General features: G+C 49.0%; 12 protein-coding genes. 7 read left to right on the top strand and 5 right to left on the bottom strand.

What is annotated here, in order from left to right:
- Window positions 1-19 precede the first annotated feature (19 nt).
- Both hrpB and DXT99_RS14140 read left to right on the top strand, forming a co-directional pair.
- The gene (hrpB, locus tag DXT99_RS14135) at window positions 20-2,473 is read left to right on the top strand and encodes an ATP-dependent helicase HrpB (protein ID WP_115566218.1); all 2,454 of its coding nucleotides are present in this window, start codon (window positions 20-22) and stop codon (window positions 2,471-2,473) included.
- A gap of 562 nt (window positions 2,474-3,035) precedes the next feature.
- The gene (locus tag DXT99_RS14140; RefSeq protein ID WP_115566219.1) at window positions 3,036-4,442 is read left to right on the top strand and encodes a S8 family peptidase; all 1,407 of its coding nucleotides are present in this window, start codon (window positions 3,036-3,038) and stop codon (window positions 4,440-4,442) included.
- A 169-nt stretch (window positions 4,443-4,611) separates the two neighbouring features.
- Here DXT99_RS14140 and DXT99_RS14145 read toward each other — a convergent pair whose 3' ends face one another.
- The 3 genes from DXT99_RS14145 to DXT99_RS14155 form a co-directional block, all read right to left on the bottom strand.
- Window positions 4,612-5,916, bottom strand: a complete 1,305-nt coding sequence (locus DXT99_RS14145; RefSeq protein ID WP_115566220.1) for an erythromycin esterase family protein — start codon at window positions 5,914-5,916, stop codon at window positions 4,612-4,614.
- 107 nt (window positions 5,917-6,023) lie between these two features.
- Window positions 6,024-6,482, bottom strand: a complete 459-nt coding sequence (locus DXT99_RS14150) for a DUF2267 domain-containing protein (protein ID WP_115566221.1) — start codon at window positions 6,480-6,482, stop codon at window positions 6,024-6,026.
- Window positions 6,483-6,691: 209 nt separating this feature from the next.
- Window positions 6,692-7,027 carry a hypothetical protein gene (locus tag DXT99_RS14155; protein WP_147294226.1) on the bottom strand — a complete coding sequence of 112 codons (336 nt, stop codon included), beginning with the start codon at window positions 7,025-7,027 and terminating at the stop codon, window positions 6,692-6,694.
- Window positions 7,028-7,486: 459 nt separating this feature from the next.
- Here DXT99_RS14155 and DXT99_RS14165 point away from each other — a divergent pair, with 459 nt between their 5' ends.
- The 3 genes from DXT99_RS14165 to DXT99_RS14175 all read left to right on the top strand — a co-directional run bounded on the left by DXT99_RS14165 (window position 7,487) and on the right by DXT99_RS14175 (window position 11,734).
- Entirely contained in the window at window positions 7,487-7,789 is a 303-nt protein-coding gene (locus DXT99_RS14165; RefSeq protein ID WP_147294227.1) for a hypothetical protein, read from the top strand.
- Window positions 7,790-7,986: 197 nt separating this feature from the next.
- Window positions 7,987-9,075 carry a PAS domain-containing sensor histidine kinase gene (locus DXT99_RS14170; RefSeq protein WP_115566225.1) on the top strand — a complete coding sequence of 363 codons (1,089 nt, stop codon included), beginning with the start codon at window positions 7,987-7,989 and terminating at the stop codon, window positions 9,073-9,075.
- 280 nt (window positions 9,076-9,355) lie between these two features.
- Window positions 9,356-11,734 carry a PAS domain S-box protein gene (locus DXT99_RS14175; protein ID WP_181885133.1) on the top strand — a complete coding sequence of 793 codons (2,379 nt, stop codon included), beginning with the start codon at window positions 9,356-9,358 and terminating at the stop codon, window positions 11,732-11,734.
- Window positions 11,735-11,790: 56 nt separating this feature from the next.
- Here the strand turns inward: DXT99_RS14175 and DXT99_RS14180 are convergent, their stop codons facing one another.
- Window positions 11,791-12,435 carry an SDR family oxidoreductase gene (locus DXT99_RS14180; RefSeq protein ID WP_115566227.1) on the bottom strand — a complete coding sequence of 215 codons (645 nt, stop codon included), beginning with the start codon at window positions 12,433-12,435 and terminating at the stop codon, window positions 11,791-11,793.
- Window positions 12,436-12,887: 452 nt separating this feature from the next.
- Between DXT99_RS14180 and DXT99_RS14185 the strand changes: the two genes are divergently transcribed.
- Both DXT99_RS14185 and DXT99_RS14190 read left to right on the top strand, forming a co-directional pair.
- The gene (locus DXT99_RS14185) at window positions 12,888-14,207 is read left to right on the top strand and encodes a molybdopterin-dependent oxidoreductase (protein ID WP_115566228.1); all 1,320 of its coding nucleotides are present in this window, start codon (window positions 12,888-12,890) and stop codon (window positions 14,205-14,207) included.
- 1 nt (window position 14,208) lies between these two features.
- On the top strand, window positions 14,209-14,688 hold the full coding sequence (locus tag DXT99_RS14190; RefSeq protein ID WP_115566229.1) for a hypothetical protein: 480 nt from the start codon (window positions 14,209-14,211) through the stop codon (window positions 14,686-14,688).
- A gap of 133 nt (window positions 14,689-14,821) precedes the next feature.
- On the opposite strand, the gene DXT99_RS14195 is transcribed toward DXT99_RS14190, so the two are convergent.
- Window positions 14,822-16,912, bottom strand: coding sequence for an APC family permease (locus DXT99_RS14195; protein WP_115566230.1), 2,091 nt, complete (start codon window positions 16,910-16,912; stop codon window positions 14,822-14,824).
- Window positions 16,913-17,044 lie beyond the last annotated feature (132 nt).

The raw sequence follows: 17,044 nt of genomic DNA on the forward strand, positions 1-17,044 counted from the left end.
TGTCTAAAATTTAAAAAATTTGCCTTTCAACCCATTTACCATCGACCTCCCCGTTCGGGAAATCATACCTGCTGTGCGGGAGCACCTGGCGGCGCAGAACACGCTGATTGTAAACGCCCCTCCCGGAGCCGGTAAAAGCACCCTGCTGCCGCTGGCTTTGCTGGACGAGGCCTGGCTGAAAGACCAGAAAATAGTGATGCTGGAGCCCAGGCGCCTGGCAGCCAAAACCATTGCCGAACGCCTGGCACAGCTGCTGGGCGAGGAGGTAGGCCAGACCGTCGGTTACCGCATCCGTTTTGAGAACCGCACCTCCGCTGCTACCCGCATCGAGGTCGTCACCGAAGGCATCCTCACCCGCATGATCCACAGCGAACGCTCGTTGACGGGGATTGGTATTGTCATCTTCGACGAGTTTCATGAGCGCAGCATCCATGCCGATGTCGCCATGGCCCTGAGCCGGGAGGCGCAGGGTAAGCTTCGCCCGGACCTGCGCATCATGGTGATGTCGGCCACCCTGGATATGCCCCAACTCACGAGCCTGCTCAAGGCCCCGGTGGCGCAAAGCATGGGGCGGCAATACACCATCGAAACCATTTATACCGGCGACGCAGACGACCGCCACCTGCCTGAAATGACAGCCAAGGTGGTTGAGCAGGCAGCCCGGGAGAAGGAAGGGGACATTCTCGTGTTCCTGCCCGGTGAAAACGACATCCGGAAAGTGGAAGTACTCCTGCGCAAACAGCTGCGCAATTTCCAGGTACACCCGCTGTTCGGGATGCTGCCTTTCGGCAAGCAATATGCTGCCATCATGCCCGACCGCCAGGGCAGGCGCAAAATAGTGCTGGCCACCAGCATCGCCGAAACCAGCTTAACCATAGAAGGCATTACGGTGGTAGTGGATACGGGCTTCGGCAAAACCTCCCGCTTCGATCCGAAGTCCGGTTTGTCGCGTCTTGAAACAGTGCGCATCTCCAAAGACGCCGCCGACCAGCGTGCCGGTCGCGCCGGACGTTTGGGCCCCGGCACTGCCTACCGCATGTGGAGCAAAATCACGCAGGAGCGCATGGCGCCGCACCGCACCCCCGAAATTATTGAAGCTGACCTGTCCTCGCTGGTGCTGGACATGGCGCAGTGGGGCATCACGGATATCCGTGGCCTTACCTGGCTGAACCCGCCGCCGCGTGCTGCCTTAGCTTATGCCACTGAAATGCTGCACCAGTTGCAGGCGCTGGAGCATGGCCGCATCACGGAGCATGGCAAACGCATGCACGCGCTGCCTTGCCACCCGCGCATCGCGCACATGCTGCTCAAAGCCGAAGAAACAAACCAGGTGCCGCTGGCCTCTGATATTGCCGCCGTACTGGAAGAGCGCGACCCACTGGACCGCAACGCCGGCATCGACATCAACCTGAGAGTGGAAGCGCTACGCCGATTCAGGAAGGAGCAGGGGCAGGGCAAGCGTTTCGGTAAGATAGAAAAGATAGCCCGCTCATACCGCCAGCTGTTCCAGGTAGAGGCTGATAACAGCACCTTTGATGAGTATGAAACAGGTGTGCTGTTGGCACACTGCTACCCCGAGCGCATTGCCTACGCCCGCCCCGGCAACAACGCGCAGTTCCAGCTGGCCAACGGCAAGTATGCGGCTGCCGGCCACCGCGACGACCTGGCGCACGAGCCCTGGCTGGCTATCGCGCACCTGCACGCCGGCGGTGAGGCTAATCCGGGCCGCATTTTCCTGGCCTCACCGCTCAACCCCCGCGACCTGGCCCCGCTCCTGAAACAGCAGGAAGTCTACCACTGGGATGTGAACGACGGCGAGCTCACCGCCTCACTGGACACCCGCATCGGCAGCATCGTGCTGCAAAGCAAGCCGCTGCCACCACCAGATGACAAGCACCGCGTACCGGCCATCTCCGAGGCTATTAAACAGGAAGGCGAGCACCTGTTGGACTTTAACGAGGCCGTTACCCAGTGGCAGAACCGCGTGCTCAGCTTAAGAAAGTGGCGCCCAACAGAAGGCTGGCCCGATGTAAGCACCTCCACCTTGCTAATGACAAATTGGGAATGGCTGCGGCCACACCTGTTCGACATCGAGCATCCGGATGAACTGATGGAACTGGAGCTCCTGCCGATACTGGAAGCAAAGTACCTGGATGATGCTCAGCGGGCAAGGCTGGAACAACTGGCTCCTGCCAGCCTGGTGCTGCCGGACGGTTCACCGATAGAGCTGGAGTACAGGCCAAACGGCGAACAACCAACGCTGGAAATACGCCTGCAGGATATACTGGCGTGGGAGGAGAGCCCAACGGTAGATGCCGGTGAAATGAAGGTGGAGCTTCACCTGCTTACCCCAGACCTGAAACCCATCACCAAGGTGGCCGACCTGGCCACGTTCTGGAAAGGAAATTACCGCGTCATCAAACGGCAGCTGGAAGCGGTGTTCCCGAAGGTGGATTGGGAGAGGGGAGAATAGGAGTGATGAGTGGTTCAGGAGATGGCATCAGTAAATTTAAAGTTGTAACAATTATAAACTATATCTAAAGCAACTGAGGGAGAAACCACTGTTTTGTCTCTTCTATAAGGAAAAGGATAAGTGTTATGATAACTCCTCCTTTGAAGGAGGTAGGGGTGCATAACATCTGCAAATAGTTGATCAGTGATTTCTATTCTTTCATGGAATCATAGAGAAAATAAACTTTTATCTATCACTGGATCAGTTTTTTATCAAAAGCGGTAATTTTTTTAATGATTCCTTCTAAAATCTGTTTTTTGTGTACCTTTAGCCCAATTATTCAGCTACTCTTAACATGGTTTAAAATAAATCAAACCGGTTTTTGTTACTTTTTATAGTCTCCCATACTATTTTTATTTAAACAACAAAATCTATTTGTTACTTAAATGTAACATCGGATTCTTTTGTTATCTTTTTTCTTGCTTAAAACATAGTTTCTTTATGACATGAACCTTCCTGTTTAGTCATTTTTCTATTTCATTCATTTATCAATTGTTAATTTCTCACCTTAATCAATTGTTAAATGAAGAAGAATTATTTTACAGCGGGCAAATCTGCCGTGGCTGTGGCAGCTCTATCAGTTGCTTTTCTGACAAGCTGTGACAATGAACCATTCACAGAAGAACAAACGCTGGCACTCACAGAGGAGTCGCAGGCGTTGGCTTCTAGAGGCCAGGAGTATGTCGCCAACGAGGTGCTTGTGAAGTTTAAAGCAGGTGTTTCAGAGGAGGCCAGAGCTGCTGCGCTTGCCCGCATCAGCGGAAAAGTAAAGGAGCATATCCTGACAAAAACGATGGAGCGCTTTGGCGACAGGGAGGGCTTTGTATTGGTTAACACGCCAATGGCAGCCCTGGAAGCCATAGACAAAATAAAAGGTGGTGCAGAAATTGAGTTTGCCGAGCCAAACTATATCTACCAGCATACCGCTACCTCTACTGACCCATACTACACCAATGGCTCTTTGTGGGGTATGTACGGCGATGGTACAACACCTGCAAACGAATTTGGTAGTCAAGCAGGTGAGGCGTGGGCAGCTAACCATACAGGATCTGCTTCTGTAGTGGTGGGTGTTATTGATGAAGGTATTCAGTACTCGCACCCTGATCTTGATAAGAATATCTGGACGAACCCTTATGACCCTATTGACGGGGTGGATAACGACGGAAACGGCTACGTGGATGACATCCGTGGCTGGGATTTTGATGGCAATGACAACGAAGTATATGACGGTGGCAACAGGGGCAGCCTTGACGACCACGGTACACACGTAGCCGGTACGATCGGTGCGGAAATGGATAATTCAGGTGTGGCAGGTGTAAACTGGGGCGTGACCATGATCTCCTGCAAGTTCTTGGGTAGAAGAGGTGGTACTACGGCCAACGCTGTAAAAGCAGTTGATTATCTGACGGACCTGAAGACCCGCCATGGCATGAACATCGTAGCCAGCAACAATTCCTGGGGCGGTGGCGGTTTTTCACAGGCCCTTTTTGATGCCATTAGCCGCGCAAATGCGAAAGAAATCCTTTTCGTGGCAGCTGCTGGTAACGGCGGAAGTGACGGTGTAGGTGATGATAATGACGTAACAGCAAGCTACCCAGCTAACTATGCGGTGGATAACATTATCTCTGTTGCAGCTATTACGTCTACAGGTGCTAAGTCAGGTTTCTCTAACTATGGTGCTACCACAGTGGACCTGGGAGCTCCTGGCTCTGGTATTTATTCCACGACAGCTTTCAATACATATTCTTCTTACAGCGGTACCTCTATGGCTACGCCGCATGTAACGGGTGGGGTCGCATTGTGGGCTGCTTCAAACCCCGGATCTACAGCTGCTCAAATGAAAGCCGCTATTATGAATAGCACTGTTCCAACTGCTTCTTTAGCAGGTAAGACAGTAACCGGTGGCAGGTTGAATGTAAGCGGATTCTAAAATAAAAGCCTGATTCTGAAATTAAGTAGGATTGTTTTCAGAATCAGGGAATCTGGAGTATCGCATTCACCTGATAGTTGGATGTACAAGCTTAAACAAAAAGGGCAGGTAAATTTACCTGCCCTTTTTGTTTAAGCTTGTACATCCAACATTGAGCACTTTACAAAACTTATATCCCAAAAGGATATGTTTCCGGAGTTAAGTTCCCCTTCGGCTTCAGGTGCAGTGGATGCAAAGCTCTGGTCTTATCTATGTATAAGAACGCATCGTAGCGGGAGGTTAATTTGGTGGGAACATAATTGCCTCTTTCTCTATCCGGGTTATAGACCACGCCAATGGCTCTGTGCCCCAGCCAGCCTCTGAAGTGATCCTGTAAGGCGGAGTTTTCGTCAAAAATAAGCAGCTTGTTTTCCGGTGAAAAGGAGTGCAGCATTTCTTCCACGCTGTGTTCTATGGCGGGAGGGACTCTCATTTCCTGCATCGGAGCACCCCACATGCTGCCGGCTATCACAGAGCCTTCATAAGAACCGAATCCGACCAGCACTACTTCTTCCGGCTTATGCTGCTCCCGTACCAACTGGCCTACGTTCAGGTTGCCGCGGTCTGCCATGCTGGTGGCGCGTGCGTCACCTATGTGGGTGTTGTGCTCCCAGACAATTACCTTCGCGTCCGGGCCATGATGTTTCATGATAGAATTCAGGGTCTCCACCATGTGCAGGTCTCTGACGTTCCACGAATTTCCCCCGAAAGAGGCCATTGTTCTGTAGTATTTCTCACCATTAGCCGTCACCAGCGCATTTATTTCCGCATTCAGACCAGCTTCCGGCTGGCTATCATACTGTGGGGCCCGCTGCCGTACCGTCTGGAGCAATCGCAGCACCTCGTCTTTGCAGCTTTGCTTTAACATGCTAAGCGCTGAAGCATAGTTGTCTTCCTCTCCATAAGGCTCAAAGCAATCGATGGTTTTTTTTGCGTATTCAGCTGCTTCCGGGTCCTCCTTTTCAAGGTATTCCACGATGATTTCCATAGACTCCCAAAGGCTATAGACATCGAGGCCGTAGAAGCCGATCTTTTTACCAGGGGAGAGGTTGCTGTTATGCTTCCGCAACCATTCGGCCAGGGCTGCAACTTCCCAGTTCGCCCACATCCAGGTAGGCCACCTATCAAACAGACTCAAAACATCCTCTATAGATTCAGGTGTACCAGGTTCCCCTTTTATCCACCTGTTTATCTCGAAGCAGTCCGGCCAGTCGCCTTCCACGGCAATGCAGGAAAAACCTTTTTCCTGTATCAGCCTGCGTGATATTTCAGCTCTCCAGGTATAGTACTCATGGGTGCCATGCGAAGCCTCGCCGAGCAGCACATACCTGGCATTGCCGATACGCTCCATCAGCGGGTCCAGGTCCGCTGCATTCTGAAGCCGATGAAATTCCTTTGTAAGATCTATAGTTTTATCTGCATTGATTTCTGCCATAGTGAATATGAATGTTTAGGTACAACATGGTAGGTCCCTGGTAAAGAGTAATATATTTCTGCAATACCTGCTGAAGAAGTATAACTGCAGGTATATAAAGTACCGGGCTATTGGCCTTTCTCTGCTTTTACCGGAAACAGCGGTTGGATTTCCTTTGGCATCTGTGTAGCGATATGCTGCAGTTGGCCTTCCGTTAAATAGCGGGTGCCCAGCGAGGTTAGTATCATGGAGATAAGGTCTTCTGTAGATTGGCCCCAGTCGAACTGCCGCTCACCGAATTTTGCCTGCTCCTGCTTTACGGCTTCTTTAAATTCTTCTAAGCTGTCGATTTTCAGAGGTTTTTCCCTGTATTCCCATTGCTCTACATAAATTCCTCGCAGGAACATAGGCAGTTGCGAAAGCACATGAAATGATTCGCTGATGGTGATGCGGTCGCGCAGGACATGCAGAACGGATCTTAGCAGGATGTATGTTTGTCCCTTTTCCTCCGGGTGGCCCATATCAGCAGCCAGCTCGTTGAGGTATTCATTGCCTTCCTGTGCGAATTTGTCAAAGTAGTTTGCCATAGTTTTATTTTCGGTTATAGTGTTATTTAATTGATTGACGATAAAGTGATTCGTGTCGTATACCTTCGTATATATCTGTTAAATAGTTTGTTTGGTAAAACCAGCCGCTGAAAGCGAAACATGCTAGAAACATTAGCTGCTGTTACCTCTTCTCAAAGCTTCTTAATGTGTTTAAAATTAGCTTTGTCTCTTAGGCATAAATTCCGCTTTTATTTATTTGTGTTCACTACCATAATATACCTGGCGCTGCGTCTGCTTTTCTGCTCCAAAACCTCCATTGCCGTTTTCAAGCTTTCTGAGGCTTTTGCTTTTGCCTGCTCTCTCAGTATATAATGGTAGTTCTGGTATTTTTTTCCGTCCGGGTCGCCAAAGCACCTGGCAAAATCTCTCACCTCAAGGTCCCGCACATGAGTTGCTTCATTTAGGTATGCCACCTTAAAGCCTTTCCCGCAAAGCTGCTCCGAGGCAGAGAAAGCCGACTCAAAGTCCTCAAACCCTGTGAGCAGATAGCCTGTCCTTAAATCAACAAATTCAATTTCTTTCATAAAATGGTATATCGTAAAAGATAATCTCAGCAATTCCATGTTTCACTGCATGCTCTACATGCTGAAGCATGTCCCTCTCTTGTCTATCTCTATCAACCCTGCTTGGCGTATTACTATGGTGCCGGGGTTGAGGAAGAAAAATGCTATGCCGTTCCTGATTCTTTATACATGATAACCGTGACATTGGTGCCTGACAAGGATACATTTAAGTATTTATTGGAAAAGTTAAGGGTTAACACGGAAGAGGATAAATCTTGCTTCAAAAGCCAGCACTTGGTGTTGTTATGGACTGTATGAATGGGGCACATCATGCTTACTTGATCCGGGTCACTATAAATACGGATATAAATTCAGTATTTTCCTGTGAATTGTTCTGGAAGAGAAGGGGTTATCTTTGTCCAGCACAGATACTTCGACCTGAAGCATTTGGAACTGGAGCAAAAGGAAAAAAGCAGACTGATGTCAAATAATATAACATGTGAATTAGTAAAGTTTGAAACGATGGTGAGCGACGGCGTCATAACCTCCTTCTGGGTTTCGGTTCGCAGCCATGGACTTTGGCTACAGGCTGCCCAAAGCGCCGTAGAGCAAATAGTACCCCTCGAAAAGGACATGTTCAATTCACTTTCCACTTTCTTTTATGGTGTGGAGAAAATCGAGTATAGGTCCCACGACTATACCAACCTTAAGTGCTTCGTTAACGCCCGTGTGATGCTCGACAGGCTGCTAAACAAAGAAGACAACGGAGTAGAAGACCGCTAGGAGTAAGACAAAGTCGCGGCATTTCAGGCAGTATTTTCCAGGCAAACGTTCTGTACACTTTTCGCCTTCTCAACACATCATTTAAAGCGGAAACTTATCCTCTTACCTGCAATAGTAATTTACTTTAAACTATTGTGTCTTTTAAATTGTCTCTTTAAGCTGAAGCGGCCTAAGGGATAACAACGTTTCCTTACGCCATGTCACAGACAATAAACACGTTTGGCTTCAGCCAGGCCCTGTTAGAACGTACCTCACAAGTAGTTTTTTCATATGATCTTACCTCCGGCAAGTTCACTTACCTGAACCCTGCCTTCGAACAGGTTTTCCTGAAAACGCGGGAGAGCGCCTCTAATCTTTCATCCTTGCTTAGCATGGTGCACCCGGAAGACCTGAATGACTTAGAAGCGAAGTACCGGCAGGTGCTGGATGGGAAGTTGCTGAGGGATATAGAGTTCCGGATTCTGTTGGATGACCTAAGGGAGCGGTGGCTTTGCCTGACACCTTACCTGCTGGAGGAAAAACCCGGGCAAAGGCAAATAATAGGTTTTGCCGATGATATCACGCACAGTAAAAATCACAGCAGCTACCTGAAGCGATATTCAGATAAAAAGAACGCCGTCCTAAACATCCTCTCGCATGATTTGGCGGGCCCGATGGCCATGATCCAAAGCCTTTCTGCTCACCTGCTGGATGACCTGCAGGATGACAAAAATAAAGATATCAGCAAGCTCATTGACCTGATCAGACAAAGCAGCCAGCAAGGGACACAACTGATCCAGGAGTTTGTGAGCCAGGAGTTCCTGGAGTCTACCCACACGGAGGTTATCAAACAGCGTATTGACATTGTGGAGCGGATGAAAAAGGTAATGGAGAAGTACAGTCAAACCGAAAACGAAACCAGCAAAACCTACCACTTTTATGCCTCCAGCGACAGTATCTATATGGAACTGGACGACAACAAGTTTATGCAGTGTATCAACAACCTGATTTCTAATGCGATAAAATTCACACCTGACGGAGGAACGATCACTGTCAGCGTGGAGAAAGAGCAGGATACAGTGCTGTTTACGGTGGCCGACAACGGAATAGGCATACCTGCAAAATACCATAACTCCTTGTTTGATAAATTCACCGAAGCCCGCAGGCCCGGCATTAAAGGAGAGCCTTCTATAGGTTTGGGTATGTCCATTATAAAAACCATTGTAGAATGGCACAAAGGCCAGATATGGTTTGAGAGTGAGGAAAGCAAAGGCTCCACCTTTTACATTCGCCTTCCTAAAAAATAAGTGCATTTGAACACTGAAAATGCGCAGGGGCCTCAATATATAGGCTTATTCCTGCACACGGACAAATAAAACTGTTGTGGTTCCTGTTTAAAGTAGGTATGTTTACATATCAGGGGGGTGTACCTGAATGTTGTGCCGTGCCGGTACTATACTGGCAGGGGCAAAGAAACATGCTGATTCCGGGTGTTTGGGTGCTGCTCAAAAGAGCAATATCCTGCCTGCAATGTCAGAGTCAGAGGAAGTAGTTTGTCAGCCTTACATAGCACGAGAAAGGACACTTATGAGAAATGACAGCACCCGCTCTAACATTAGTTCTGATTTTCAGAAAGCCCTGGCTCAAAAAGAGGCTGATGCACAGTGGGATTACGAAAAGCTTTTGAAATTGATAGCAGCTGTACCGGATGCTTACCTCATTTTGTCTCCTAACCTTAACATACGGCTTGTATCCGATGCTTATCTGGCGGCTACTCTATCTGCTCGGGAAGACTTGCTTGGAAAATACATTTTTGACGCTCTCCCGGAAAACCCCGCTACACCAGATGCAAATGCTGCTGAGAACCTGCACAACTCTTTAAAAAGAGTGCTGAATACAAAGGAGCCGCACCAGATGGAGCTACAGCGCTATGCAGCGCCCATACCCGCGCACCTTGGCGGTGGCATTGAAGAAAAGCACTGGAGCCCTCTCAACACCCCGGTGCTGAACAACTCAGCCGAAGTTTGCTATATCATTCATAAAATAACGGAAGTTACAGAACTGGTCAGGAGCCAGGAGAAAGTAAAGGACCTTAAGGAGGAACGGCGTTTACTGCAGGCAACACTTGACCAACTCCAGAATATACAGCAGAAGCTGGAGGAAGAGCAGCGGCGACTTGAGGATGCGCAGACACTGGGCCACATTGGTAGCTTTGAGGCAGCCTACCCGTATGATGCTATCAGTTGGTCGGATGAATTATACCGCATTCACGGCTTAAAACCGCAGAGCGAAAATATAGTCTTTGAGGCGTATGCAGCCTTCATTCATCCGGATGACAGGGAAAGGTATGAAAAAGCTTTGGAGGGATTTTACAAAGAGAATAAGGAACTTAACCATATTTACAGGATCGTCCGGAGAGACGGGGTGGAGCGGGACCTGCACCTGAAGGGGGAAATAGTGCGTGATGCAACTAACAGGGCTATCCTGGTGAAGGGTACGATACAGGACATTACAGAACAGGTGCAGGCCCAGCAGAAAATACGCGAAAACGAAATGCTGCTGCGCGAGGCAGAGCAGGTGGGCCATGTGGGGAGTTACTATGGTGATATTGACACGCTAACCTTCCGGTTTTCTGAGGGCATGTTCAGTTTACTGGGGCTTGAACCTGAAGAAAGTGTCATCTCTCTGGAGCAGATTGATGCTTCTTCACACCCTGATGATGCACTGGTGGTCCGGCAGATACTCGACCAGGCCATCCGTAACAAGCAGCCTTACGAGTACTTACGGCGCGTTTACAGGCGAGACCGCCAGGTGCGGTATCTGCACAGCACAGGCAAGGTAAAATGCGATAGTGATGGCAAGGCAGTCAAGTTGATAGGTATCGTGCATGACATCACGGAGCGAAAGCAGGCAGAAGAAAAGATCCGCCAAAGCGAACTGCACTTCCGTACGCTGATAGATAACACGCCCGATGTCATTACCCGCTGGGACAAAGACCTCAGGATTGTGTTTAACAACCAAAGCTTCGAAACAAACTCTGATTTCCCTGTTCCGCTGCTGCTCCTGCAGGAAACTGTTGAGACAGAGCAGCCTGAAAACAAGCGCCTGCCTTTGAAAGAAAAAATCAGGGAGGTTTTACAGTCAGGTGAAACACTGGACCACTATAACTCCTATGCCTTGCCTCATGGCAGGGTGTATTACCATTCCCGGCTTGTGCCGGAATTTAGTGAAGACGGCACGATACAAAGTGTGTTGGTCATTGCCCGTGACATATCTGCCCTTAAGCGGCTGGAAAAGGAAAACCTGGAGCTGCGGCTAAACCAACAGAGAGAGCTGCTTTTAACAATTATGGAAACCCAGGAAGCAGAGAGAAGGCGCATTGCGGAAGCCTTACACAACGGCATCGGGCAGCTGCTTTACGGCGCTAAACTTAACCTGGACAAACTCACCAAGGAGGTGGTGACACAGGATGCTATAAAAATGAAGGCTTCTGTAATAAAAACGGAAGAGATGCTGGATCAGGCAATCGCCCAGGCCCGCACAATCTCTCATGAACTTACCCCCTCCGTTTTAGAGCATTTTGGGCTGGAGGTTGCCATGAAACAGATTTGTGCTACATTAAATACAGAAAAGCTGGAGTTTCAGTGCCTTGTTTTTAGCCTTCGGAACGAACTGGAGAGGCATCTGCAGATAAGTATTTACCGCATGGCACAGGAACTGGCAAACAATATTGTAAAGCACGCCCAGGCGACAGAGGCAAGCCTGCTGCTGCGGGAGCAAAAAGATTCCCTGGTGCTGCTGGCCGAAGACAATGGCAAAGGCTTTGAGCTGGAACACATCCAGACAAAGGGGATAGGCATCAAATCTCTCCAGGACCGGGTGAAGCTGTTGAGTGGCACCATACGCATCAATTCTGCGCCAGGCCAGGGAACACTGATCCAGATCACCCTGCCTCTTACAACCTGAGCAAATAGAGCTTTATCATTACGAATGTCTTGCTAAGGCATTCAACAAAAGGATTTTCACCCTTTCTTCAGCGCTTCAGAAACAGGAGTATCACCAGCCACCAGATCAAAAGCGCGGTTAAAGGTGCTTTCTTCGTTCAAAGCTGTGATAACGGTTCTGGCTACATCCTCACGTGGTATAGAACCTCTCTCCAGATTTTCAGCAACATTGATTTTTCCGGTTCCCGGTTCATCCAAAAGCCCGCCCGGACGAATAATAGTATAGGTCAAGCCGCTTTGCTCCAGTATTTTGTCTGCATAGTGTTTGGCAACATAGTAAGGCCGTAACGCTTCGTTCCATTTTTCTCTGTTGTGTGCCTGAAGTGCACTAACAATGATGAAGCGTTTTACCCCTGCTTTTATAGCAGCTTCTATCGTTTTCGCTGCTCCATCCAGGTCTATCAGGAGGGTTTTGTCTGCCCCGGTGTGTCCGCCGGAACCCGCGGTAAAAACAATGGCATCACAATCTTTTGCACCCGCTGCAATTTCATCCACACTGCCCTCCAGGTTTACAACTGCGGATTCTACTCCAAGTGTTTTAAAGTATGCGGCTTGCTCTTCCTTTCTTACCATTGCTCTGGCGGAATGATCGTTACTTTCTTTTAAAAGGTGGATGAGATGTTGCCCTATTTTTCCACTTGCTCCAACAACGAAAACTTTCATATAATACTGTTCTTTAGTTATAGTTAATTCTTGTTTCTTCAGCTCTGTGTATACTCAATAGAATGATAAATGATGTCTCTTCTCATGGCTATATGGTTTTAGGAGAGCATCTGCAGCCTGTATAAACCAAACGCTGGCGCTTAAAACACATTTCATATAGCCTTTCGCAATGTTTTGCGTATATCAGCAGATGGTAACCTAGAAGAGTACTTTACCTTGTTTGATTAAAATATTACCTATAAAAAGGGGCTACGAATAATTGATAGCTATTTTTCCCTTCTGTATTAATATTTTATCAGAGCCATCAACTCCTCTCCGGGTATGTCCTGAAAGAGGAGTCTGCGTAAGGATTTGAATCTGGGAATGAAACCTGAGAGGAGCTTTGACTTCATCCTGTGTTCTGCATTTCTGAGTGAAGGTATGAGAAATAACATATTAAAATAAAACTAGTTATGGCTGAGAATGATAAAGGGTTGTTGCGCCGCATTGGGGAAACACTTAGGGACTGGGGTCCATTCCGTCGTGATTTCTGGTACAGTCCCATCCGGGGGCCCTGGATGGCTTCTTTTTTTAGTCTCCTGCTACTGATTGTCCTCCCCATCGTGTTTATTACCGGGTTGATAGACCATATTGCTTGGAACCCTGACCTGGGTGGCACCAACAACAGGACGCCTGATATGGGCCTTCTTGGTTTTCTGACAGGAATAGAATGGCCCACCCGACCCATCTGGCTCTACCGGCTCACCGAAGGAATACACGTAGTTCTTGGGATTTCACTGATTCCTTTGGTATTCGCTAAGTTATGGTCTATTATGCCGACGCTGTATAAGTGGCCATTGGCTGATTCAGTGGGCCAGGCCTTAGAGCGATTAAGTATCCTTTTCCTGATAGGGGGTATTTTTTTCCAGATCTTTACGGGTTTGATTTACATACAGAACTTTGTCATTCTCCATAATTTTAAGTTCAACCAGCTGCATTTTTACGGCAACTGGATTTTTATAGCCGGTTTGGTCCTGCACGTGCTAGTAAAATTCCCGGTAATGGTAGAGGGGTTAAAAGCCAGGGGTGTGCGAAAGGAACTGGAAAAATCCCTGGAGGAAACGGAGCCGGAGCCAAGGGAAGAGGGCAGGTTGGTGAGCACAGATCCCGCGCCTCCGTCCATCTCCCGCCGGGGAGCGATTGCCGTAGTGGCAGGAAGCGCTCTTACTATGATTGCCTTAGCTGTTGGGCAGACCCTGGGGCAACGGTGGAGTTGGCTCGCCATACTCTCTCCCCGTGCCCAATCACCGGGGGACGGGCCCAACGATTTCCGGGTAAACAAAACGGCAAAAAAGGCAGAGATAAAACCGGAGCAGGTCGGGCCGAACTGGCGCCTGGAGTTGGTAGGCAATACAAGCCAGATGCTGAGTCGGGAAGATTTACTCGCAATGCCGCAGTATACTTCCTCTCTGCCCATTTCCTGCCTGGAGGGTTGGTCTACGGGCAACCAGGACTGGGAAGGGGTGCGCCTGCGGGATCTGGCGGAGATGGCGGGCATGCCAAATGCTGAAAAGGTTCTTTTTGAATCTCTTGAATCAACAGATGCAGCGGCCCGTATGTCGTTTATGCGGCGCAACCAGTTTCAGGATCCACTTTCTTTGCTGGCGCTTCGCGTGAATGGCGTTGACCTCTCCTTGGACCATGGTTATCCCGCCCGGGCTATTGTTCCGGCGACTCCGGGCAATCGTAATACAAAATGGATTTACCGCATGACTTTTATGGAGGAGGCCTGATATGAAAAATATACCTGGTTACGGACGTGGTCCGGTACACTTGCTGGGCGTGATCTTCTGCTATACACTTGCGATTTATGCAGGGGTTAAGTTGTTCAGCAATGTTTCATTATGGATTGCACTGGCATTCCCGGCAGGCATTTTTCTGCATGACTTCGTGCTTTTCCCCCTATACTCAGGCATCGACCGGGTACTCAAGCGAGTACAGCGCAGACAGCAGCGGGAGGGAAAGATATCCGTAGGCTGGGTTAACCATGTGCGGGTGCCGGTGATGATCAGCTTCTTTTTGTTACTCGCCTATTTCCCGATTATTTTAAGATTGTCAGAAGACCGGCACCTACATACTTCCCTAAACCAGGATTCTTATCTCTACCGCTGGCTTATTGTGACTGCGGTACTGGCAGCTGGCTCCGCCTTCAGCTATTTTATTCGAAAACGCCGTTATAAGAAAAGGTTTTCCCTTGATAAGCAAGATAAATGAGCAAGGGCAATACCTTGCTTGGTCTTCCTGGATCAAGGAGGCAATCCCTTCTCAGGGAGCAGGAGACAGACTAAATTGCTTTGCTTTAGAACTTCCAGGGGGTAAAGCTAAGGTATAAGTACTGTAGGTTAACTTAATCCTCTTCTAAACTAAATCTTTCGGTGAGTTGAGGTACAGCATCACAATCAGCCACCAGGGTGATTTTGTCTCCCTTTTGAAGCGTCATATCTTTATGTGGCACAAGCAGTTTACCTTGCCTGTAGATCAGAGCCATCAGGCTTCCTTCGGGCAGTTCTACATTTTGCACCTTACAGCCATCCAGAGAGGCTGTAGGTCCGGAACCGTCAACACTGATAGTCATTGCCCGCACACCCTGTTCCAGAAAAGCGGATTTAAGTTCTTCCGGAGCTTCGGCTTTTTTCCAGGCTTCCGGGAAGTCATTGTGCCGGATAACAGCGTTCAGCCTGGAAAGCAGTCCCATTAACCGGTCGGAGGACTGTTCGTCGTCCACCAACACAATAAGTCCCTTATACTCGTTATCATCCACATGTATTTCGCCTCTGATAACGATCATTTCAGGCTGCTCAATGCCATGCAAAAGTGCTGGCGCCACAGCCACATGTGCTCTGGAAGGGCTCATCCAATGCCTCACATCCTCTTTCATGCGTTCAGCATGTTCCGCCCGATCGCCACCTAAATGATCTGTCAGGGCATCGGCAGCATGCTGAATAACCTCTTCATATTCCTTCTCCTTCTCCAGGTCAAATACAATAGCACGCTTTACCACATCAGAGAAGTGCGCATCGCTAAGCATCGGTAGTTGCATATGGCTGGCTTCAGACGTAGCCTGGCTCCTGTTCGCCAGCCTCCCGAACAAACGAAAGATGGCAGCAGATTGGTGTTGCTCCTCCTCCCGTATGCCGAAAAAGTACCACAGGCTTCCGGCAGTACATATCGCCAGTATAAAACCTACAGCCTCCAGGCCACTCAGGATAATCAGCGCTATATAAGTCACAACGCCTGCTATCTGCATCCAGGGGTAGAGCGGTGAGCGGTAGCCCGGTTTATATTCTTTCAGCCTGCTTTCGCGGAAGATGGCCACAGCCAGGCACATGCCCAGGAAGACAAACAGCAGAAAGGCACTGGCAAGCTTGGCAATGCCTTTTACATCGAAAGCCAATACCAGCAAAACGAGCAGGACACCTGTAAGGATGACAGAAACCTTAGGAACTCCTTTTTTATCTACCTCTCCAAGGCGGGACCAAACCAGTCGGTCTCTGGCTAAGGCAAGCGGGTATCGGGCTGCCGACAAGATTGCCGCATTTCCGGTAGAGGCAAATGCCGCCAGTGCCGCCACCACGATGACCATGACAGGTAGCGGGAGTGCTGTAAATTGTGCTGCAGCTGTAGCTACTGGTGCCTGATCGCCCTGCAGGTTGTCAGTTGAGATAAGGGTAAACATAATGAAGGTTCCGGAGAGATAGAGTATAGTGGAGACGCCCAGCGCAAGCAGCATGCCTTTGGGAATAGCATGTGACGGCTCTTTTATCTCCTCCGAAATACTTGCTATCTGACCGATGCCGGCGTAGGAGACAAAGACCAATGCTACTGCACTGAATAGTCCTTCTACACCAAAGGGCAGTAGTGGCTGGAAGCGATCTTTTATGTTAGTAGGCTCTTCCACTACCTCCGTAAGCCCTGCCGCTATAAAGTAGGCCAGCACAAGCAGTAAAATAGCTACAAGGAGTTTTTCGGTCGTGGCCGTTTGCTGTACGCCCAATAGGTTGAGAAAAGTAAAGCCGGCAATGAGCGCAATAGCCACCGGTTGAATCGACACATCAGCCACAAGCGATAGGTAAGCTCCAACTCCTACAAAGGCAAAAGCTCCCTTCAGGAGCAGCTGCAAATATTTACCGAAAGCACCTATAACACCCATTAATGTACCCATGCTTCGCTTGAGAAAGAGATAAGGGCCTCCGGCCCGCGGTATGGCAGAGCTGAGTTCTGACATACTGAAGATAGCAGGTAGTATCAGCAGACTGGCACACAGGTAAGCCAGCGGCAGTGAAGTGCCTGCTTCTTCGGCGGCCAGCCCTGGCAACAGGAAAAAACCGGAGCTAAACATGGCCCCGGTACAAATGGCAAATACAGAAGCCGTGCCCAGGCTTCGCTCCATCCCCCTGTTTGATTTCTTCTCCTTTTCCTGATTCTCCTGTGAACTCATTTCATACCATGCTAAATGTAATCTAGGACACTCCCTCTTGTCTTTAGTGGCTACAGATGGAGGTTCCTTTTTGTGTACGGGTGTTTACAGGCTGGTTCTATTGTGTTTTCGAAGAACCAGGGGAAAAGGTTT

The organism is Pontibacter diazotrophicus (assembly GCF_003367245.1).
GTDB lineage: Bacteria > Bacteroidota > Bacteroidia > Cytophagales > Hymenobacteraceae > Pontibacter > Pontibacter diazotrophicus.